The 20,003-nt window shown below is 45.3% G+C and carries 24 protein-coding genes; 1 reads left to right on the top strand and 23 read right to left on the bottom strand.

The window, feature by feature from the left end:
• Nucleotides 1–211: 211 nt before the first annotated feature.
• Entirely contained in the window at nucleotides 212–1,573 is a 1,362-nt protein-coding gene (locus tag BLT15_RS01850; RefSeq protein ID WP_089758106.1) for a flagellar filament capping protein FliD, read from the top strand.
• 28 nt (nucleotides 1,574–1,601) lie between these two features.
• Here the strand turns inward: BLT15_RS01850 and BLT15_RS01855 are convergent, their stop codons facing one another.
• The 23 genes from BLT15_RS01855 to BLT15_RS01955 form a co-directional block, all read right to left on the bottom strand.
• A complete protein-coding gene (locus tag BLT15_RS01855) occupies nucleotides 1,602–2,804 on the bottom strand; it encodes a cation:proton antiporter (RefSeq protein WP_089758108.1) in 1,203 nt (400 codons plus the stop codon).
• A 43-nt stretch (nucleotides 2,805–2,847) separates the two neighbouring features.
• Nucleotides 2,848–3,570: a SagB/ThcOx family dehydrogenase gene (locus BLT15_RS01860; RefSeq protein ID WP_089758110.1), complete on the bottom strand. Its 723-nt coding sequence runs from the start codon at nucleotides 3,568–3,570 to the stop codon at nucleotides 2,848–2,850.
• A gap of 322 nt (nucleotides 3,571–3,892) precedes the next feature.
• Nucleotides 3,893–4,054: a hypothetical protein gene (locus BLT15_RS13165; RefSeq protein ID WP_159429761.1), complete on the bottom strand. Its 162-nt coding sequence runs from the start codon at nucleotides 4,052–4,054 to the stop codon at nucleotides 3,893–3,895.
• 87 nt (nucleotides 4,055–4,141) lie between these two features.
• Complete coding sequence (locus BLT15_RS13500) at nucleotides 4,142–4,285, bottom strand: hypothetical protein (RefSeq protein ID WP_234985466.1); 144 nt, start codon at nucleotides 4,283–4,285, stop codon at nucleotides 4,142–4,144.
• A 137-nt stretch (nucleotides 4,286–4,422) separates the two neighbouring features.
• Nucleotides 4,423–4,695: a cupin domain-containing protein gene (locus BLT15_RS01870; RefSeq protein WP_089758114.1), complete on the bottom strand. Its 273-nt coding sequence runs from the start codon at nucleotides 4,693–4,695 to the stop codon at nucleotides 4,423–4,425.
• 216 nt (nucleotides 4,696–4,911) lie between these two features.
• On the bottom strand, nucleotides 4,912–6,348 hold the full coding sequence (locus BLT15_RS01875; RefSeq protein ID WP_089758115.1) for a trimethylamine methyltransferase family protein: 1,437 nt from the start codon (nucleotides 6,346–6,348) through the stop codon (nucleotides 4,912–4,914).
• Between the two features lie 136 nt (nucleotides 6,349–6,484).
• Nucleotides 6,485–6,739, bottom strand: a complete 255-nt coding sequence (locus BLT15_RS01880; protein ID WP_268762216.1) for a hypothetical protein — start codon at nucleotides 6,737–6,739, stop codon at nucleotides 6,485–6,487.
• Between the two features lie 57 nt (nucleotides 6,740–6,796).
• On the bottom strand, nucleotides 6,797–8,128 hold the full coding sequence (locus tag BLT15_RS01885; RefSeq protein ID WP_089758119.1) for a TRAP transporter large permease: 1,332 nt from the start codon (nucleotides 8,126–8,128) through the stop codon (nucleotides 6,797–6,799).
• 1 nt (nucleotide 8,129) lies between these two features.
• Nucleotides 8,130–8,615, bottom strand: coding sequence for a TRAP transporter small permease (locus BLT15_RS01890; protein WP_159429762.1), 486 nt, complete (start codon nucleotides 8,613–8,615; stop codon nucleotides 8,130–8,132).
• Nucleotides 8,616–8,732: 117 nt separating this feature from the next.
• Nucleotides 8,733–9,758, bottom strand: coding sequence for a TRAP transporter substrate-binding protein DctP (gene dctP, locus BLT15_RS01895; protein WP_089758123.1), 1,026 nt, complete (start codon nucleotides 9,756–9,758; stop codon nucleotides 8,733–8,735).
• A gap of 144 nt (nucleotides 9,759–9,902) precedes the next feature.
• Nucleotides 9,903–11,489 (bottom strand): N-acyl-D-amino-acid deacylase family protein, encoded by a 1,587-nt coding sequence (locus tag BLT15_RS01900; RefSeq protein ID WP_089758125.1) that lies wholly within the window; start codon nucleotides 11,487–11,489, stop codon nucleotides 9,903–9,905.
• A gap of 33 nt (nucleotides 11,490–11,522) precedes the next feature.
• Nucleotides 11,523–12,515 (bottom strand): threonine ammonia-lyase, encoded by a 993-nt coding sequence (locus BLT15_RS01905; protein ID WP_089758127.1) that lies wholly within the window; start codon nucleotides 12,513–12,515, stop codon nucleotides 11,523–11,525.
• Between the two features lie 95 nt (nucleotides 12,516–12,610).
• A complete protein-coding gene (locus BLT15_RS01910) occupies nucleotides 12,611–13,537 on the bottom strand; it encodes a carbon-nitrogen hydrolase family protein (RefSeq protein WP_200769670.1) in 927 nt (308 codons plus the stop codon).
• Nucleotides 13,538–13,666: 129 nt separating this feature from the next.
• Nucleotides 13,667–14,104 carry a hypothetical protein gene (locus BLT15_RS01915; RefSeq protein WP_089758131.1) on the bottom strand — a complete coding sequence of 146 codons (438 nt, stop codon included), beginning with the start codon at nucleotides 14,102–14,104 and terminating at the stop codon, nucleotides 13,667–13,669.
• Nucleotides 14,105–14,120: 16 nt separating this feature from the next.
• Nucleotides 14,121–14,456, bottom strand: coding sequence for a hypothetical protein (locus BLT15_RS13505; RefSeq protein ID WP_234985467.1), 336 nt, complete (start codon nucleotides 14,454–14,456; stop codon nucleotides 14,121–14,123).
• Nucleotides 14,444–14,650 (bottom strand): hypothetical protein, encoded by a 207-nt coding sequence (locus BLT15_RS13510; RefSeq protein ID WP_234985468.1) that lies wholly within the window; start codon nucleotides 14,648–14,650, stop codon nucleotides 14,444–14,446. Before BLT15_RS13510 ends, BLT15_RS13505 begins: the two co-directional genes overlap by 13 nt.
• Nucleotides 14,647–16,131, bottom strand: a complete 1,485-nt coding sequence (locus tag BLT15_RS01925; protein ID WP_089758133.1) for a C69 family dipeptidase — start codon at nucleotides 16,129–16,131, stop codon at nucleotides 14,647–14,649. The genes BLT15_RS13510 and BLT15_RS01925 overlap by 4 nt, the downstream gene beginning before the upstream one ends.
• 14 nt (nucleotides 16,132–16,145) lie before the next feature.
• Nucleotides 16,146–16,802, bottom strand: a complete 657-nt coding sequence (locus BLT15_RS01930) for a cyclase family protein (protein WP_089758135.1) — start codon at nucleotides 16,800–16,802, stop codon at nucleotides 16,146–16,148.
• A gap of 143 nt (nucleotides 16,803–16,945) precedes the next feature.
• Nucleotides 16,946–17,383, bottom strand: a complete 438-nt coding sequence (locus tag BLT15_RS01935; protein ID WP_089758136.1) for a hypothetical protein — start codon at nucleotides 17,381–17,383, stop codon at nucleotides 16,946–16,948.
• A gap of 3 nt (nucleotides 17,384–17,386) precedes the next feature.
• Nucleotides 17,387–17,698 (bottom strand): nucleoside triphosphate pyrophosphohydrolase, encoded by a 312-nt coding sequence (locus BLT15_RS01940; protein WP_089758138.1) that lies wholly within the window; start codon nucleotides 17,696–17,698, stop codon nucleotides 17,387–17,389.
• 134 nt (nucleotides 17,699–17,832) lie between these two features.
• Nucleotides 17,833–19,167: a uracil-xanthine permease family protein gene (locus BLT15_RS01945; protein WP_089758140.1), complete on the bottom strand. Its 1,335-nt coding sequence runs from the start codon at nucleotides 19,165–19,167 to the stop codon at nucleotides 17,833–17,835.
• Between the two features lie 100 nt (nucleotides 19,168–19,267).
• Nucleotides 19,268–19,570, bottom strand: coding sequence for a nitroreductase family protein (locus tag BLT15_RS01950; RefSeq protein WP_089758141.1), 303 nt, complete (start codon nucleotides 19,568–19,570; stop codon nucleotides 19,268–19,270).
• A 21-nt stretch (nucleotides 19,571–19,591) separates the two neighbouring features.
• Nucleotides 19,592–19,834 (bottom strand): hypothetical protein, encoded by a 243-nt coding sequence (locus BLT15_RS01955; protein ID WP_089758146.1) that lies wholly within the window; start codon nucleotides 19,832–19,834, stop codon nucleotides 19,592–19,594.
• Between the last annotated feature and the right edge of the window lie 169 nt (nucleotides 19,835–20,003).

Raw genomic sequence — 20,003 nt, forward strand, 5'->3', positions numbered from 1 at the left:
AGCATATTTAAGTGTGTGAGACCTCAATTTATATTTCTTTCCCTTGATCAGATTTAGTATGAATATTGTACTACCCACAACTAATTAACTCAAACTCAAACCCTTCAAAATTTCAAATTGCAATATAATTTTGATATAATAAATGCCAAGAATCAATCGCAAATTTTTTGGCTTAATGGAGTTTAAGCTTTCGTGGGGAGGGATATAACCCATGGTCAATGAAATTAGCAGCTCCGCCGGCACAAATGAACTGCTGAATCAGGCTTTTACAGAAGCACAAAGTCTACAAAATCCTGTGCTGGATTCCGCCCGCCAGCAGAATATTTTACAGCGTCAGCAGCAGATCAGTCAGATGCAGACGCTGACTGAAATGGAAACTGCTGCCCGGGGAAGAACCGAACCCAGGCTGGATGCAGGGGAAATCATTGATTTTGCCGATGATTTCCGTGATACATTTTCTCAACTGCAGGAAGCAGCCGATCCGCTTTTAGATCAATCTCCTATAGCTCAGCCGGTCTGGGAGGAACGAACCGTGGAGATTTCCAATCCTGACGCAGTCACAGGAGAAGCAGAAGCAGGAGCAAGCCCTCAGGAGCTGGAACTTACTGTAGAAGAGCTGGCTCAGGCCCAGGAAATGGAAGGCACTCCCCTGCCGGCAGATGACCCTGAAGCTATAGCTGAAGGAGAGTTTGAATTTGTTGTTGAACAGGGAGAAATAGAGGAAACCATCACAATAGAGGTGGAAGAAGAGGACACTCCCGAAGAAGTTTTGCGGACTGCTGCAGAAGAAATTGAAGCAGCCTCCCCTGAAGTTGAAGCAGATGTGCTCATCACAGATGAAGATGAAGTTTTTCTGGAAGTAAGAGCAGAAGAAGCAGGTGAAGCAGGCGAGTTTGAGTTGAGAGATGTTAGTGGAGATTTTATTGAAGAAGAACTTGAGATGGCCGCAGAACAGGAAGCAGAAGAAGCTGAAGTTGCAGTAGAAGGCCTGGAAGAAGGAGACGATTTTATGCTCGAGGGCAATATTATACAGCTGCAGGAGGGGCAGGTGGAATTAGAACTGGAAGAAACCGGCACAGCTGAGATAGAAGTTGCTCCTGATACGGAAGATATCGGTGAAGCTATAGAAGATTTTGCCGAAGCTATAGGCAATGTCCAGGAGTTTATTGCAGAACAGCCTGCCAGCCCCAATCTGGAAGGTATGGGGGCGCGTCTGGAGAATGTACTCGCTGAACGCGAGGATGATTTAGCTCAGCTGGGCATAGAAATAGACCCTGACGGTGATGTAATAATAGATGAAAATAGATTTGAGGAAGCAATAGCGGAAGAACCGGATATAGCGGAAGAATTTTTCGATGATGCTGGATTTCAGCCCGGCCTGGCTTTAGAAGCGGATACTATTGCGGACAGAGCGCTTACCGAACCGATTACCGATTTTATTGAAGCTGAAGAAGCGGAAATAGAGGAACCGGAGATATCTCCTCCCGAAGATTTTCAAATTTACAATCGCAGCGGTCAGATAAACTCTTTGTTAACCATGGACCAGGGTGAATTGATTAATTTTGTTATGTGACAAAGAAACGATTTTCCTTGAGTCTCGATCACTTTTGAAGATTTTTCTCAGTAAAATCATTCGTCCGTTTTAAAGCAAAATTCAGCATAAACGGTCCCACCAGCTGAAAGAAAATAATCGCCCCCAGTATAGTTGTAACTGCGGCATCTTCGGGCAGGGGCAGTTCCTGCTCGGCCATAAGGGCCAGGCCGACTGCTATCCCTGCTTGAGGTATGAGCGCAAAACCGAGATATTTACGAATCTGAGGCTCAACATGGCTGCAATTTCCGGTCAAAAATCCACAGGCGTATGAGCCAAGGGTGCTTCCAGCAATTTTACCTAAGGTCCGGAAGGTGATGTAAATTACCCCCAGAAATCCCAGCTGGGGCAGGGCTTGAAGTTCCAGACTGGCTCCGGCCAGCGTCAAAAAGAGTACCAAAACCGGAGTGTCTATGACGTGCAGAGAGGTAAAAAATCTGCCAAAGTTAGGAGTGAGATTTACTATCATAATTCCGGCGGTCAGGGTCACCAGCAGATAAGAAAGCCCCAGCTGATTGGCAGCGCCTACTGCCAGAAAGATTATTCCCGTCAGCAGAACAAGCCTTTTTCTTTCTTCCAATACCCTGTTTATTATTATAATTGTCACCGTTCCTATCAAAAATCCCGCTAAAAGAGCCAGTCCCAGCTCGTAGCCGAGCTGGAGCAGGACACCGCTTCCATTTCCAGCGTCATAAAAATATCCTTTGAGCAAAATGGTCGTAAAAGAAAAAAGAGTGATGCAGAAAAGACTATCGAGTGCTACCATAGATTTTAAAAGCTCAGGAAAATCACCGGTCGCTTTCTTTTCGTTCAGGGTTGAAAGCACACTGGCCGGAGCACTGGCCGTGGCCAGTACGCCCAGCACCACTGCCAGCGGGAAGCTGCCGGAAAAAGCATAGACCGGTATAACTACCAGAATGAGCGTCAAGAAGCTTTCGCCCAGAAAAATCAGGCCAAAATCATCCCAGTTTTTCTGTAAAAATCTGACCTTGAGCTCGCCTCCCAGCGAAAAACCTATCAATCCCAGGGCAAAATCGATTATGGGATCAATCGATGTCAGAACAGAAGCATCAACCAGCCCCAGAAGTGAAGGTCCCAACAATATTCCAGTGAAAAGATACCCCGTAACCGAGGGAAAATCCAGCTTTTTGGCCAGCTCTCCCCCCAAAACTCCCAGCAATATTACCAGGCCCAGCGTCAGCAGAATATCCATCAATTATCAGCTCCAGTGATTACAATATGCTAAATTCCAGTAGTTAATTCTCATATCCTACCGGCATTATGAGCAGCGGCTCTTTTTCATCCAGTCCGGCAATTTCTACTACAGCTTCATCCTCAAAAGCCCCTATCATCACAGCCCCCAGCCCCATCTGTTCAGCCATAAGATTTATATTTTGTGCTGCATGTCCGGCTTCTATATGAACATACGTGATACCTCTTTCTCCGTAACGTGAAGTAGTCCTCGTATAGTCAGCTGTCACCAGAAATACTGCCGGAGCATCTGCGATGGCCTGCTGCCCCAGAGCAGCGCCGGCCAGCTCTTCCCCGCGATCACCTTTCAACTTTTTAATGAGTTCATGATTTTCCGTATCGTACTCATAAATACCCGGTTTCAGATCTTCCACTCCCGAGACAGCCAGATGAATTTTTAAAGGATCAGTAGCTCCTGCCGAAGGAGACGAACGGGTTGGTCCTGAAACTCCGTCCACGGTGATACCTTCTCCCGCCCAGGCGAGATGACCAATCTCTTCTTTTTTCAGGTTCTCATCAGTAAATTCTCGCACCGACAACCTTTCGTAAATAGCTTCGGCTACGCCCTTCTCCACTTTAGCTTCGGGAAGATCAATTCTCTCCCCTGTTTCTTCAGCTGTCCCTGTGGTGCCGCTCAAATACGGCAAACCGAAAACTAAAGCTGCCAAAATAGTTATTAGAAAAACAGATTTCCAGCCTGCCAGGCTGTTCCTGAAAAATTTGAGCATGGAAATCCCTCCTCTGAAATTTTGAGCGGATAATTTCTTCTCCCCGAATTATTTCTTTTAGATCAACAGTGAAGCCAGCGATTTACAGACAGAGTTCAAAAAATATCTCCGCTTCATTGTAAAACTCAGCCCGGAAGGGTTTTTATAAACCACCAGCTTACCAGTTTCAGACCGGCCAGCATGAAGAGAGTCGAGGTCAATCCCGCCAGCGGGAGAATAATAATACCGACCAGCATTCCCGCCAGCAGCAGAGCGAAGATAAGCCCTCCCCCCTATCGTACCGATTATTTCCAGTATATAGGTCCGGCTGACGGGCAAAGACTCACCGTATTCCTCGAACACCTCCGGCCCCCAGCGGAAATAAAGAACCGTGCAGTATGCCGGTTATTCCCACGGTTAAAATCGAGACCAAAAACATCTGCCCCAGAGTCAGAGCTTCGCCGGGAATTAAACCCGGCAGTCCCCGCCCTAGATGACGGGCCAAAAATACAGAGGCCAGCAGGACCAGCGGATAAATTAAAAAATATTCAGAAAAATATTTCTAGAATTTAACATTTCGCTGCCGGCGAATTTACCTCCCAGCCAGTAAACCGAGTCCTTCAAAAAGCAGCCAGCTGGCAATCACCAGACTCAGGGAGAGTTCATTGCCCAAAAATATGACCATAAGCACCCGGACCAGCATCAGCTGACCGATCATTCCCCCCATGCCGATCAATATTATCGCCAGCAGCAGAAGCAGCGATTTACTTCAAAAAACCCCTCCTTTTCACGGGGAATCCCCCCATAAGGATCAGCTTTTTTAAACGCTATATTTCGAATACTGCTCACAATCCAGGTGTACAGGTTGGCCGGTCAACCCAGCTTATAATGTTTTTTCACGTCCTCTTTAATCCTCCAGACGCATTCCAACCCCTCGGGAAAGATCACCATATCTCCTTTTCCAAAGCTGACTGTCCCTTCTTCGGTCTCAACCTCTACTTCGCCCTCGAGCAGATAACAGACTTCCCTTTCATCATAAAACCAGTCGAACTCCGAGACTTCTTTCTCCCAGACAGACCAGGATTTCACCTCCAGTTCCTCCAGTTTGTCATCAGAAGCTTGCTCTACTTTTATGCCGGCGGTCATAGTACCCCCCCTTAATTCTCTTTCATAGATCTTTTGACACTACCTTTTCAATTCTGGCCCTTCTCCGAAACTAAAAAAGCGCAATTTTTTGGCCGAAAACTAAACTTAACGCGAAGAAAAAATTTCATTGTGAGCGAAGCTTTATATCTTCCAGTATACTAAATAAGCTTTTTATGACACATCTATTTACCAGCTGAAAACAGGAAGACCTTTTTATTAAACTTTCAGCCTGTCCTGAGCGTCTTCTACCACCCTGCGAAATTCCTTTTCCTGTTCGGGATTCAACACCGTCTCTGCCGGCTCTTTTATGATCTCATTTATTCTCTCACGGGCCTTTTCAGTTATGCTGGGAAAACCCTGTTCCTTCCATTCGTACCAGAGTTGATCAAAACCGAGATCTGGAGTGTAAACTTCGCCGGCATTCAGGTGTTCAACTGTATGACTGTCCGCTATAAATCCTCCGTCTTCTATATGATCTGCTATCACATCAAACCCGAGAGAATCGCCGGTGACATCGTACCTCTCCTGCACTCTTTTTACCATGGTAATTATCTCATTATCTATGACCAGCTGCTCCTTCGAAGCCAGCGTGTTGCTGGCAATGCTTCCGGCCCCGGAAATGATATTAGCTCCTGCCAGCGCCGGCAGAATAGCATTGATGGCCTTCTCATAGCCGGTCTGCACATCTATGCTGCAGGCAGTGGTGGATGCCCCATAAACGCTGGTGTAAAAACCGTAATATCTGGCCAGCTGCACAGCCCCGGTGCTGCCCAGGCCAATCTCAGGAAGCCCCCATATCGACTGAGCGCTTTTCATGTTAGGAAAAGAAATACGGGAACCGAAGACTATGTCGGTATCCGGATTTATTATCTGAGCGATGGAGGTAAATGCCAGCATACTGGCATTCATCTGGGTAAGAGATCCGGCTACCGTAAAAGGAGCGGTCAATCCGGCCACGGGCGCAATGAGCACTTTGACCGGAATGCCGGCCCTGACGGTCTTTTTCAGAATCCGGGAAATATGGACCGGATAGGAGAGAGGACTCTCCGGTGAAATTCCCAGAAATCCGATCGGCTCCTCCTGCTGATCCCGGGCTATTTTGAAAAGCTCCAGCACATAATCAATCTGCTCGCTGCTGGAAACTGCAAGACCTGCGAAGGGAATGCTGCTGTATTTTAAGGACAGCTCACAACTTTTAATCTCCATGATTTCGTTGGGAGTGTCCTCGGGCAGAACCATCGGACCGCTAAAATCTATATTTTCAAGATTGTTCTGCAGGCGAATAAAATCGATTAAATCTTCTTCTTTTGCCGGATAGGTATCCCTATCATCGACACTATAAATATTTGGCACTGTACCAAAGGGCTGACTTTTCAATTCATAACCGTCCAGTCTGCACTTCTCATCTGTCCCCGGATTTTTTATAACCAGAGGACCATTTTCCACTTCATCCAGAATTTCGATGACCAGTTCACGGGGGAATTTAACCCGTCCGCCGTCGACACGACAGCCATGATCGACGAGCATTTCTTTGAGTTCATCGTCCTCAACCTCGACTCCCAGCTCCTCCAGTATTTTAAGACTGTAACCATGAATCTTATCCACTTCGCTGCCGGTGAGTAAATGTGAACATACCGTCCCAAATCTCTCCATTATTAATCTGGTAGCCTCCTAACTCGCTAAATAAGCTGAATGTTACCTGCCGGTTCAATGGTGGATTTTTCCTCTATATGGCCTTCCATAATATAATTTTCTGGGCTGCCGAAAACATTCCTTCCTCTCATTTTTATTATATCTCGCCTCCCCGCTGAAGTTTGGGGTCGAATACGTCTCTCAACCTCTCCCCAAGCAGGGTAAAGCCCAGAGTGGCAAGAATCAGGGCAATTCCACCATAAACTACTATGTGGGGAGCTGCCCGCACATTCAAATATCCAACCCGGAGGACATGTCCCCAGCTGGGATTCGGCGGAGGTACTCCCAGCCCCAGAAAACTGAGGCCGGCCTCGAAGGTTATCATTATTGGTATGTCCATGGCCGCCTGGATAAAGAGCGGACCGCCTGCCCGGTATGCCCTTCAAAGTCCCGGAAGGGCCTTAAAATTTCACAGTCCCAGAATATAAGGTATATAAAGGGTTATAGGTTCGAAAAATATTATAACAATAATGGTTAAAATGAAGGCGAAATAAAAAGGGAGAATGTCTTTTACCAGATCTTCGAAGTCAGTTTTGCCGATGGCAGAAACTACAAATAACACCGCCCCCACCGGAGGTGTGATCAGAGCCACATTGAGGGTAAATACAAAGAGAAGACCAAAATGATATGGGTGAATGCCAAACTCGATAGCGATCGGGGTCAGGACCGGTCCCAGTATTATTATCGAAGCTATCAAGTCCATAAAGGTGCCTACGAACAAAAGAAAAACAGCACAGATCAGCATGAAAACCCAATCGGTGGTGGTAAGCCCCATTATATATTGAGAAAGCATCTGAGGTATGTCCTCCATGGCAAAAAAGTGGCTGATAATTCTGCCGGTAGAAACTATGAGCATGGCCATACCGGTCATAGAGCCCACTTTCATGAATACTCCCCAGATCCCTCTGAGATCGAGCGTCTTCATAAAGGCAAAGGTTGCTATGACGGCATAAGCTGCCGCCACCCCGGCAGCCTCAGTGGCGGTAAAAATACCTCCCAAAATCCCTCCAAAAATTATTAAGAACATTATCAAAGCCCAGATTCCGCCCTGGAGTGATTTGAGAAAATTCAGCAAATATTTTATGACCTTTTCAGTAAGTCCGTAAACCTTTTCTTCATCGGGAGCGATCAATCTATCGGCTTTGCGTTCATAATCATACTTTTTAACATAATAATAATTTATAAACATCATTATCAGGCCGAGAAATACTCCCGGAAGCACGCCTGCCGCGAAAAGTCCGGCGATCGAAATGTCCATGCTGCCTCCATAGACGATTATGGGAATGCTGGGGGGAATGGTAGGTCCGATGATTGAAGAGGCAGCTGTCAGGGCTGAACTGTAAGAGCGCGAATAACCCTTTTTTTCCATGGCCGGAATCAACATGCTGCCCAGAGCAGCTGTGTCGGAAACCGCGGCTCCGGAGATCCCCGCAAAAAGTATGCTGGCTACCACATTGACATGTCCCAGACTGCCTCTTATCCAGCCTACCAGCGCCTCGGAAATATTGAGCAATCTATCTGTAATATCACCTTCGTTCATAATCTGACCGGCAAATATGAAAAAAGGAATCGCCATAAGGGTAAAGCTATCTATGCCTGAATAAATCTGTCTTATGGCTTCGGTGGGTGAATAACCGTTGTGGAGAAGAGCAAAAAGTCCGGTTATACCCAGCACAAAAGCTATGGGTAATTTAATGATTATTAGTATGATGAATACTGCTGCATAGAGCAAAATATCCATTTCAGTTCCTCCCAAACAGGATGTTATTTATAAGCTGATCGATAACGACAAGAATCATAATCCCTCCGCTGACCGGGATGGCCATTCTGGGTACAGTTCCCGATATTCCGGTAAAGGTGCCGGTGTAAAGCGTATCGGTAAATTCATAACCATAAACCAGCATTATATAAGAAAAATAGCCTATAATTACTACGTTTAAAATTTCGAATAAGAATTTCAGCTTCTTCCCGGCTTTTTTATAAAAATAATTGACGGCCACATGCTCATTTTTATAGAGAGCCACCGCAGCTCCGATAAGGCTCAACCAGACCAGGGAAAACCTTACTATCTCGGTGACCCAGGGCAGCGGCCTGCCCAGAACATAACGATAAAATACTCCTACCGTCACAATAATTATCATCGCTACCATCAGCAGCGCACAAAATATCTGGCTTAATTTTACAACAACCGAGGTGAATTTTTTAAAACCTCTGGCCAGTGTTTTCACAGCTTCCTGCCTCCTTCCTCGATGAATTAAAAATAAGAAAATTATGGGCATCTCTGAATAAAGAAAGCAGGATGCCCATAATAGTTCAGCTGAAAATTGGATAATTTCCGATTAAAATTATCTTATCTCTTCCTCGATGCGATCTACCTCATCTAGAAACTCGTCAACAACATCGTCATCTATAGTGTCATAGGCCCAGTCGAGCACACCTTCTAAAGCAGTCTCCCGAAACTCTTCATAATCCTCTTCAGTCTGATGATAAATCTCCATTCCTTCTTCTTCCAGCACCTCATCACCGAGAATATCGCTGCGGTGACTCAGGCCTAAAGCAGTTTCATTGGCATGATCTACAGCCATATAAAAGTTTGTTCTTTCCTCTTCAGATAGATTTTCATACCATTCGGGATTGACGATCAGCATTCCGGTTGAGGGAAAGGTTCCCGGCCGGGTGACATAATCCTGCACTTCATAGAGAGAGGCATCGATTATTATCGAAGCAGGATTCATCTGGCCGTCTGCCACGCCAGTATCCAGAGCTGTATATACCTCTTCCCAGGGAATTGAAGTTCCCGAAGCCCCCAGTGCCTCGTACATGGCCATCTGGCTTTCGTCCATAGCTCTAAACAATATACCGTCCATATCCTCTACTGTCTGGATCGGCTGCTGGTTATTGGTCAGCAGTACAAAACCTCCTCGCAAAAACACTTCTATAGGCTTAACGCCGACTTCTTCTTCGATATCCTCATATATCTGACTGGAAAAAGCATTATCTCGATCCCAGAGCTCGGTGGCCACTCTGATATCATCAGGATAACCATATGGGAGGTTAAATATGAGGGCATCATTATAAAAATGGCTCATGCCGCCGATGGAAACCTGGGCAACCTCGATTTCGCCGGCATAGACCATCTCAATCACTTCTTCCATACCGCCCAGAACGTTATCGGGATAAATTTCAGCCTCAATATCGGTGCTTCCTTCCAGATAATGTTTTAAAGACATCATGTAACCATGAGATGGGTCTTCATCATCGGCACTCATCTCATGCGACATTCTTATCGAGTCCGCCATTACATCCACAGCAGTAAAGGCCATGACCAGAGAGACTATGACAAAAACGATCAGTACATTTTTCAACTTCATATGTTTGTTCCCTCCCTGAATTAATTTGATTTTATCGGGGATGCTTAAGATACCCCGAAATAAATTTTCCAAAAATTTAGTTTTCCCGAAGATCAAAATCTATAATGAAAATGTTTTAATCGCGCGAATAATTTAAGTTTCAATTTATTTTCTCAACAGACGGCCGCAGTCTTTTTTTATAACTTCATCATCTTTTACAACAATATCCCCGCCCAATAAGACGTACTTCACTCCTGCAGGAGCTTTGAGTGGTTCTTGATAGGTCGCCCTATCTCGAAAGCGGGATAAATCCAGTATATTGATGTCCGCCCTCATGCCCTCTTTTAGCTCTCCTCTATCTTCCAGGCCTAAAACCTGCGCGGGCAGACCTGTCATCTTTCTTACAGCTTCAGTAATATCCAGCGGCTTTTTCCCGCCGGCATACCTATCATATACCCTGGGAAAAGTTCCGTATATTCGGGGGTGGCCGCCGCTTTCACCGGGAAGTCCATCGCTGCCAAACATCTGAAAAGAAGCCTTCATAATGCTTTTGACATCATCTTCGGACAGAGTAAAAGCCACCACCAGCCCGCGCCCCTTATTTTTTATCATAAGATCGATAAAAACCTGCCCGGGACTCCTTTCAGTTTTTTCAGCTATCTCATCTATCCGACAACCATTCCATTCGGGCGTCTGAGGCAGAGAAAGCACCAGGATGTTTTCCCAGCCATCGGCGCTGGCCAGAAAATTTTCCCAGTCGGACTCATCCTCGGTCTCAAGCCGCTCAATCAAATTCCGGGCATAATCATCATCTCTTAAACGGGTGAGAAGCTCTGAAAGCCCCCGGTTCATCTCTTCTGGAGGTATCAAAGCATTTAAAAAAGTGCTGTTAGCCGTGTAGGGATATTGATCCGCCCAGATCGATAGTCCATCTTCGCGAGCCTTTTTTATCATCTCGATAGCCCGGGGAGATTCACCCCAGTTTGGCCGTCCCATGCTTTTTAAATGAGATATCAGCGCCGTGACATCCGTCCTCTGCACAATCTCTATTACCTCTTCGATCGCTTCCAGCAGCTGACTGCCTTCATTGCGCATATGTATGCTGAAAATTCCAGCCCCTTCGCTAACCACTTCATTCAAAGCTGCCAGCTCATCGATGCCGCTGTAAGCACCGGGGGGATAAACCAATCCGGCCGAAAGTCCGAAAGCTCCGGCGGTTAGAGATCTTTCCAGAATCTCTTTCATATCCGCCAGCTGTTTCTCATCAGGAGAAGCATCAGCAAAGCCCATCCGGGAAATCCTGATAGTACCATGTCCGATCAGGGGAACCAGATTGTTGGGGAATGTCTGCTGATCAAGAAAATTCAAATACTCCGAAAAATTTCCCCAGCGCCACTCAAACTCCTGTCCACACTTGATGGTATCGATATATTCGTCCAGAAGCTTCTTATGCTTTTCGCGACAGGGAGCAGCCGAAAGCCCGCAGGAACCCATCACCTCGGTAGTAACGCCCTGGCGAATTTTGTAATCATAATTCTCCATAGCCCAGGAAATGATATCGGAGTGACCGTGAGTGTCGATGAAGCCAGGCGTGACAGCTTCTCCTTCAGCTGATATTATCTGTTCCGCTTCGCCGTCCAGTTCAGGGGCAATTCTGACAATATGTCCATCTTTGAGTGCAAGATCAGCTTCGTACGGTTCAGATCCGGTGCCATCATAAATCCTTCCATTTTTTATTATTGTATCGTACATAATTAAATTTCATCAACCTTTCTTTTATTCTAATTATTGATGTTTTTGAGATGAATCCAGCTCACTGAGTATATCGACGATTAGTTCCCGATCGATATTTCCGCCGGAAATAAGACATACCACAGGGCCTTCACCGCCGGATAACGTGAGCTTATCCAGAGCAGCCACGGAAACCGCTCCAGCCAATTCAGCCGTGAGGTTGGCTTCGAGCAGCAGTTCGCGAAAAGATTCTTTCATCTCATCTTCACTTACAGCAAAAACTTTTTCTACATTCTCCCTGACAATTTCAAAAGTCAAATCACCCGGCCTGGCCACCTTGATCCCATCGGCCAGAGTGTCAACTTCGGCTAACGATTCGATTCTCGTTTTTTGCAGGGAATTTCTCATCGATGCTGCTCCCCCAGCTTCCACACCATAAATCAACGTTGATGAAGAGAAAACATTTCGGGCCAGACTTATACCAGAAATTCCCCCGCCGCCACCAATAGGGGCCACAACCGCACCCGGTTCCGGCAGCTGAGTAAAAATTTCATATCCCAGAGTAGTATTACCCCGTATTATATCCTGATCATCAAAACTGGAAATATAAACTCTTTCATTTTCAGCTGCAAAATTTTTGGCTATCTTTACAGCTTCATCATAGTTATCCCCGGCAATTCTAATTTCCGCCCCCAGAGACCTGATTTTGTCTATTTTGGTCTGCGGGGTTTTATGCGGGACAAAAATCCTGGCAGGAACATCTTTAGACCGGGCTGCCAGCGACAGGCCCAGACCGTGATTGCCGGAAGAAGCTGTTACCACACCCTTTTTGAGTCGGCCAGAAGGCAGCTCAGCCAGCTTATAGGAATTCCCGCGTATTTTAAAAGCGCCTGTTTTCTGAAAATTTTCTAATTTTAAATAAATATCACGCTCATATCTTTTGCTCAAGAACTCTGCATAGATCAGGGGAGTCTGAAAAAAATTGCTCTTTATCTTATCATATATTTGATCCAGCTCCATCCTATCAAATTCGCTGAATTTTTCCACCAAATATTCCTCCAAATTTTGAACTATTTATTTAGTAATCTATAATATCAGATACCCGCTGGATATTCAAGATACCTGTTTTTTTCTGGAAACTTTTAATGGATCCGCAGTTCAAAAACATCGGGACGGGAATAATGACCGTTAACATCAAAGTCCATTCGACTTTTAGGAATCAAATCAAGATCGAGTTCTGCCATTAAAATCCCTTCTTCATTATAAAGAGGCCCGGCCAAATATTTGCCGAGCGGATCAATAATTGCGCTTCCTCCTCGACACATGATCTTGGGCTGATCGTCAATCATTCCATAATAATTCAGATCTTCTGGATACATATCCCTGGTCACAAATTGATTGCAGGCCAGGACAAAGTTGCGCCCTTCCAGCGCTATATGCTGAATAGTGGACTGCCATTCATCTCGCGCGTCGGCAGTGGGAGCAGCATAAAAAGATACTCCTTCTTGATAGATAGCAGCACGAGCAAGAGGCATATAATTTTCCCAGCAGATCAGACCACCCAGAGTACCGTAGGGGGTGTCGACTGTCGAAAGGGTCGAACTATCTCCTTCACCCCAGATTAATCTTTCTGATCCAGTCGGTTTCAATTTTTGATGCTTGGCTAAAAGATTACCCCCGGGACCAAAATATAATAAAGAGTTATAAATTGTACTGTTATTTTGAGATTCATCAGTCTCATTTACACCCATTACCAGATAGATATCAGCTTCCCCGGCGGCAGATGCCAATTCTTCTGTTATCTCCCCCGGAACTTTCACAGAATTGCGGTAAAATTTTAAATAATCCTCCCGGCCAGCATCTGATCTGCTGCCAATTTTGCAGCCAAAATTTAAACCCCTGGGATAGCCTGAAAGGAAAGATTCTGGAAATACCACTATCTCTGCCCCTTTCTGGCTCGCTTCTTTGATTAGCCTCAAACTTTTTTCTAAAGTTTGCTCTTTATCCATGAGGGCTGGCGAAGCCTGAACAACTGCTGCAGTCACTTTATCCTTAATATTTTCTGACACCTCGATTCCTCCTTTAATAAACCTAACAAACATCCGATAACTCAAAATCACTTTCTTTGTTAAAATCAAATCTTGTAAACTTTGAATAATAAAAATAATTCTATGCCGGGTTAAAATCCCTCATAAAAATTAGCCAATTTTTGCTCTCTGCAGCTCCAAAAACTCCACAATAAGCTCATGGTAATCCATCAAAGCCTCCATCTCCTCACCTCGGAGCTGTTTTTTCACCTCAAGATATTCATTTTCACGCTCATTTAAATGAGGTTTGTTTCGCAAAACTTCTTCATTTTCAAGATCATCATATTCCTTTTCGATCCCCTCAGTCCATTGTTTAATCTGTCCTACCTTTTCTGCCAGAGCCACCAGCTCTTCCAGATGCTGCTCCTCTTCTTCAGTCCATTCTGCCTGTTTTTTTACGCTCTCTCCTTCAGAATTCCATTCTACCCCTAAAACTGAGCTAATCATCTTCATGGCATTTCCAGGACCTGCTGCTTCCTCCCGCAGCTCCGATCTCAACTCGGGTTTGATTATAAGTTCTCCCTGTTCATTTCTTTCTTTGAACTCCATAATCGCGCACCTCCTCTCAGTGCAGGTTGCCCTCTCTGTGTACCACATCATAGGCAAAAAGGGCGTATCCTATTTCCGCAGTGGTAAAATCGGTCTCATCTGCCATCTGCCTGACTATATCAACTATTTTTACATAATCATCAGGCTGAAACCTCTCTTTTTCCTCCTCAAAATATCCCAGTCTCCACAGAGCAGCCCAAACTCTGGTATCGATAACACAATGTCGTTTACCATCGAGACTGGTAAGGATGGCCGAGGCTGTAGGGGTGGCAACTCCCTTTAAGCTGACGTAAAGAGCCAGGCGACAGAAATCATCCTCGAGCCTGTAGGCTGCCCCGGTCACCTTCTCCACCCGTTCGGCCGGATTTTTTTGACATGATAGGAACTGCGGGTGGAATTTAAATGAGCCAGGTCATAGAGTTCTTCCCGGGTGAGATAACCCTTTTTGTGATACCCTTCCCCCAGCTCATTTAGTCGACCGGGATAAAGTCCTGAAGTTTCTTCATATTTTTTCAGATATCTGGTGAAATCTATCTTTTTTATCAATCTTTAGATTCACCCCTCTCTCTGAATTCTTCTTCCGCCCAGGGATAAAACTTCTCATCGATTGTAGCATGAAGCCGATCTTCTCTTCCTTTTTCTCCCGGCTCACTTATGCCATATAATAATCTTGTTTTGATCTCAATACTATCAGCCAGTTTTTTAGCAGCTTCCAGACCTTCCCGGGCCAGCTTATGATTCAATTCCGTCAGAGGCCTTTTGGCCTGCTCAAAATCTTTTTCGTTGCACAATCCTCTTATCATGCTTTTAACATCATTCAGCTGCATAATGGCTCTTTCTTCAAAAGCCTGAAGGGTGTCGACCACCTCCGCCCGGAATTCTTCAGGGTGTTCAGCCACCAGATGGTAAAGACGCTTGAAAGCTCTAAAAGCATAGGGAGTCGATTCCCTGCCCTGAAAATCAGGATCGATAAATCGCGTGCTTTCACCGCGGGTCAAGTATCTGTGTTTTTTGTATTCGATGGGAATTTCCTGAATGCCCAGCGGAAAGGGTATGAAAGGACTGGTGAGGGTGGGGCCGCTTCCCATCCAGATAGTTGCCAGAAAATCGTGTTCGAGATCAGCCATGCAGGCAACCTTTCCGTAGCCCGAGGTTACAGAGGTTATTAGAGGACTTCTCACTGCCCCGATCATATCAATCAGGCCTAAATCCGGCGCCCTTTCCTGCAGCAGGCTTTCCATTCTGGCAACACCAGCTGAACGGATCTGCTTTCCCGGCTTCTCCGGCTGCTGGTCGGTCTGATAAACCCGACCAAAATTAAATTCTCTCTCTGAATCCGGATCATACCATCCCTGTTCTATCGCAAAGGAAAATAAGTTATCTGCCCCCATGTAATCCGGGCGGCTCTGATAATCCGGCGGAATCCTTTCCAGATATCCAGGGCGGGAAACTCGAATTTCATCTTCAGCCAGACGTCGGGCTGCCCAGAGCCCTTTACCGCCGGCCAGCTCTATCATTATCCAGCCTTCTTCTTCATCGGCAAACATATGAGAATTGCCGCCATAAGTTGCATAGCCAAACTCTTCTATCAACTCACCGGCAATCTCTACAGCCTGCCGGGCACTTCCGGCCTTCTGCATAACAATTTTTGAAATGTCGCTGAAGTTAACTCCACGCTGTGGCTCTGGGGTCATCTTCCTCAATTCAGGCCGCGAAGGCGACCAGACGGCGGCGGCTGCTACCCCAGCTTCATTCAAACCTCCGTTTTCCAGCGGAGGCGGCAACCCTTTCCAGGCCGAATACCGGCTGGTTATATATCTTTTGGTCTGCTCGGGTCTGGGTATTTGGATTAGCTCCCCCGGAAACATAGCTTCCGAATTGACTCCAACCTTCATTTTCGCTTCCGGATGGTTTTCCTCTCTTTCTGCCAGATAAAAATAATGGCTGGAAGGCTCATCCCCATAACCGGCCAGAAATACACATCCATCTTCGGTCAAATTTTTGCCGACATACAGGCTGACACTCAATCATTTCACCTCCATCAATATTCAATCACCACGCGGGCCTGGGCCCCATCGCCATCTTTTATCTTCAACGGAAGGGCATATACTTTTATTCTGCCCTCGGGCACAGCCGCAAGATTGGTCAAACTCTCAATAGCATAAATTCCATTTCCAAGAAGTGATTTGTGAACCGGAGCTTTATCCTGCTGCAGGTTTCTGGAGCTGTCCAGAGTGGGGGCATCTATTCCCACAGCTGTGATTTCTTCTTCAACCATCATTTCGGCTGCTTCAGAGCTCAAATAAGGATTTTTTTGAAAATAACTCTTCTCTCCAAAGTGTTCATCGCTCCAGCCCGTGGCTGCTATGAGAATATCTCCCTTTCTTAATTCCCCTCTATTCCTGATATCTGCAGCTGTTATTTCAGCTTCGGGACCGCGATCCATAAATTTCATCAGCACTCCCGTCCCTATAAATTTATTCACCGGAATTTCATCCAGTTTTTGCCCTTCGGGAATAAAATGAAAAGGGGCATCAATATGGGTTCCGGTATGAGAAGAAAATTTAAAACAGGAAGCAGCACATCTTCCATCCTGATGAGTTTGGGTTCTCTTAATTTCGGTATCATGATGATAATCCGCAGGAAAACTATTCATCTCATCGTAAATAGACAGGGTAGCATCGACGAATTTGCTCAAAATCTATTCCTCCTTTTCTTCTGCAGTCCGATTTACAATCTGCAGCTTTAGTAAATGATGGCTATTTTAAATTTTCTGCAGCGAAAGAAATTTTCCTTTCTGACAGCCCGATTAATTAAATCTTCTTATCAATTCAAGCTCTTTCAACAGGCTCTTTCAATAAGATAAATTCCTGTGAGGGCCAGTACTATTACCCCGGCTTCAACGGTGAACCCCCACTGCCAGCTCAGTTCAATTCTTTCAAAACTATTCCAGTGACTTATGAAAATTCTACCCGACATAATATCAGTATGATCAACCAGCAGATGTTCTATATCTGGAGCTGCAGCAGCAAGCCCGGCAATCAGCACCGGCTTCTTAAAATCAACCAATTTTATCATCAGAAGCATAATTAAAACTGCTCCAGTCAGATCGATAAGGCGGAGATGAAGATCAAAAGTATAGCCTATTTGCGGCAGAAAATCCAGCAGGATATGGCTGCCAGCCGCCAGCAAAATCGTTAAAGTCCACTCGCGGCCGCTGCCCGGATTTATCAATCTCCCCAGAAAACCGCCGGCAGCAGTGTGAGCAGCTACAATCATTTTTTATTCCTCAGCTTTCAAAAGGATTAATTTTTTATCAAAACCGCCGCGCTCTTTTTTCTTCTCCATTCTTAAATCCTCCAATTTTTCCATATTCAATCCGTGCTGGTCCGCCAGAGCAGCTACAACTTCCAGAATATCAATCAGTTCTTCAACTTCTTCTTCCTGTAAATACTCTTCCACTTCTTCCTGCAGTTTTTTTTGAAGTGCCTGAAAAAATTCTTCACCTTCGACTTTTTTTACTTCGTATTCTTTCTCCGCATTTTCTATAATTTCAGGTATGTGATTTCTGATCAATTTGTTGTACTCTTTCATTTCTAATCAACCTCCTTCCCTAAAATATACTCAGAAAATAAACCCTCCCAGAAGGCGAGCGGGAGGGCCTGCACACATCCAGAAATATTATTATTCCTCTATCCACTAATATAGGAATTCAATTCCGATTTTTTTCAGCCCTGTTTTTTCTCAGGAATAATTAAATTGAGCGCCATTGCTAGAATTGCACCTACCGCCACACCAGATGAAAGCATGGTGGAAAGAATCTGGGGCAGCTGTTCAACCGCATCGGGATGATAGGTGATCCCCAGGCCGAAACTCAAACTAATGGAAAATATAAAAATCTTCCGATCGTTAAGCCCGTTACGGGTTGCTATATTAATACCGGCCACTGCCACCATGCCGAAAAGAGCCAGGGTAGCTCCTCCCAGAACCGGTGACGGCATAACACTTACGATAGCACCTATCTTGGGAATGAAGCCGAGCAGCAGTAAAATTGCTGCGACCGCGTAACCGACATATCTGCTGCCGACTTTGGTTATCTGAATAACCCCAATATTCTGGCTGAAAGTAGTGTTTGGGAGTGAGTTAAAAATTGCCGAGACAGCACTTCCCAACGCGTCCGCCAGTATACCACGACTGAGGCGATCATGATGTAATTTGCCGGTAATTGGCTCATTGGAAGTTTGAGCTATAGCGGTTAGGTCCCCCAGGGATTCGATCGAAGTTATAAAATAAGCTATTATCCAGGGCAGAAGATGGCCGAGATCGAAATCCAGACCAAAATGCAGGGGGCGGGGAACTGTAAACCAGCCGGCATCAAAAATGGGAGCAAAATCCACCATGCCCAGAGGTATGGCGAGTATGTAGCCCGCTATCAGACCGATAGCCACAGCTCCAATCTTAACCAGCCCGGAGCCAAAACGGTTACAAAAAATTATAACTATCAGAACAAAAAATCCAACCAGGAGATTTTGGGGGCTGCCAAAATCAGCGGCATCCGCACCGCCGGCAAAATCCTGCATGCCTACCTCGATAAGGCTCAGACCAATCAGAGTAACAACCGAACCGGTAACTATGGGGGGGAAAAGTTTTTGAGCCTGTTTTATAAATCTGCTTATTAACATCTGCACCGGAGAAGTTACCAGAGACATTCCCAGCGCCAGGGCAACCCCTCCCGCCTCGGCGGAAGCTATAGCCATGGGTACAAAAGTAAAACTGGTCCCTGTAACTCCCAGCAAACCGGCACCGACAGGACCAAATCGTCTGCATTGAACAAAAGTAACTATACCTGACATAATCAAAGCCATGCTGACAAAAAATCCTGTTTCTGTCGGCCCCAGCCCGGCCACTCCTGCAATTATGAGAGGAGGAGTAATTATGCCGACAAACATAGCCAGCATGTGCTGAAATCCCAGCAGAACGGTCTCTTCCGGAGGCGGCTTTTCTTCCAGAGAATAATAGGTTTTTCCTTTTGGCTCTCCAGAATTTTTATCGTTTTCTGACATAACATCACCCTTTAAAAGTTTTATTTGATTTAATATTGTTATGTAAAATTTCCATGAATCTTCACAGACTCCTCCTTTCCCGCCGGGATGATAATCATGATTATATCGTGAAGTTATTATCTATCTTCATCGGGCTCAACTCGGCTATGCCCGGAGGAGTCAATAAGTTATACCCAACATCATTAAAATCATCGTCTGAAAACTTTTCAATAACCGATTTAGCTCTTAGCAGCAAATGAAGCAAAGCGATGCCACAGTCCAACCAGGGGGATATATCATGATCTTTTTTCAGCTGTGCCGTCTTTAACTGCAGCTTGTTTTCATCCGGAAAAAAGTCAAAACACCAGGGCTGTCTGTTTAAAGCCGAAGGAGCAAATCGGGCTGATTTTACAGCCTCCAGCATCCACTCCTGAATTATGACTGCTTAAGTTTCTGCCCTGGTAACCAGACCATAGGAACCGACCACTGTCCAGATTATATCGTCAAATCCATCCGGACTGATAACTATACGAGCGGACTCGAGTCTTTCCTGTAGAAGATTGATTTTATTTAAAAGTGCATCAATAGTTTCATGCTCGAGGGATTCAGAAAGGTATTTGCGCCGCGAGGATCTAATTTTTACTGCCTGATGCCAGCTCTGACAGGGAATATCAGCGGGCAATTTCATTTTTCTCATCACCTTTTGATGTTAATTTTTAAAAACTATTTTGTTCATTTTATTTAGCCAATTATGCAGACATTATCAACTGCAGACACTTTTAAATAAACTTAAAATTCAATCAATTAAAAGTTTGAATCTGCAGCATAAAGCATTTTTAGAACATAAAAAATTGGTT

Source organism: Halarsenatibacter silvermanii (assembly GCF_900103135.1).
Taxonomy (GTDB): domain Bacteria; phylum Bacillota; class Halanaerobiia; order Halanaerobiales; family Halarsenatibacteraceae; genus Halarsenatibacter; species Halarsenatibacter silvermanii.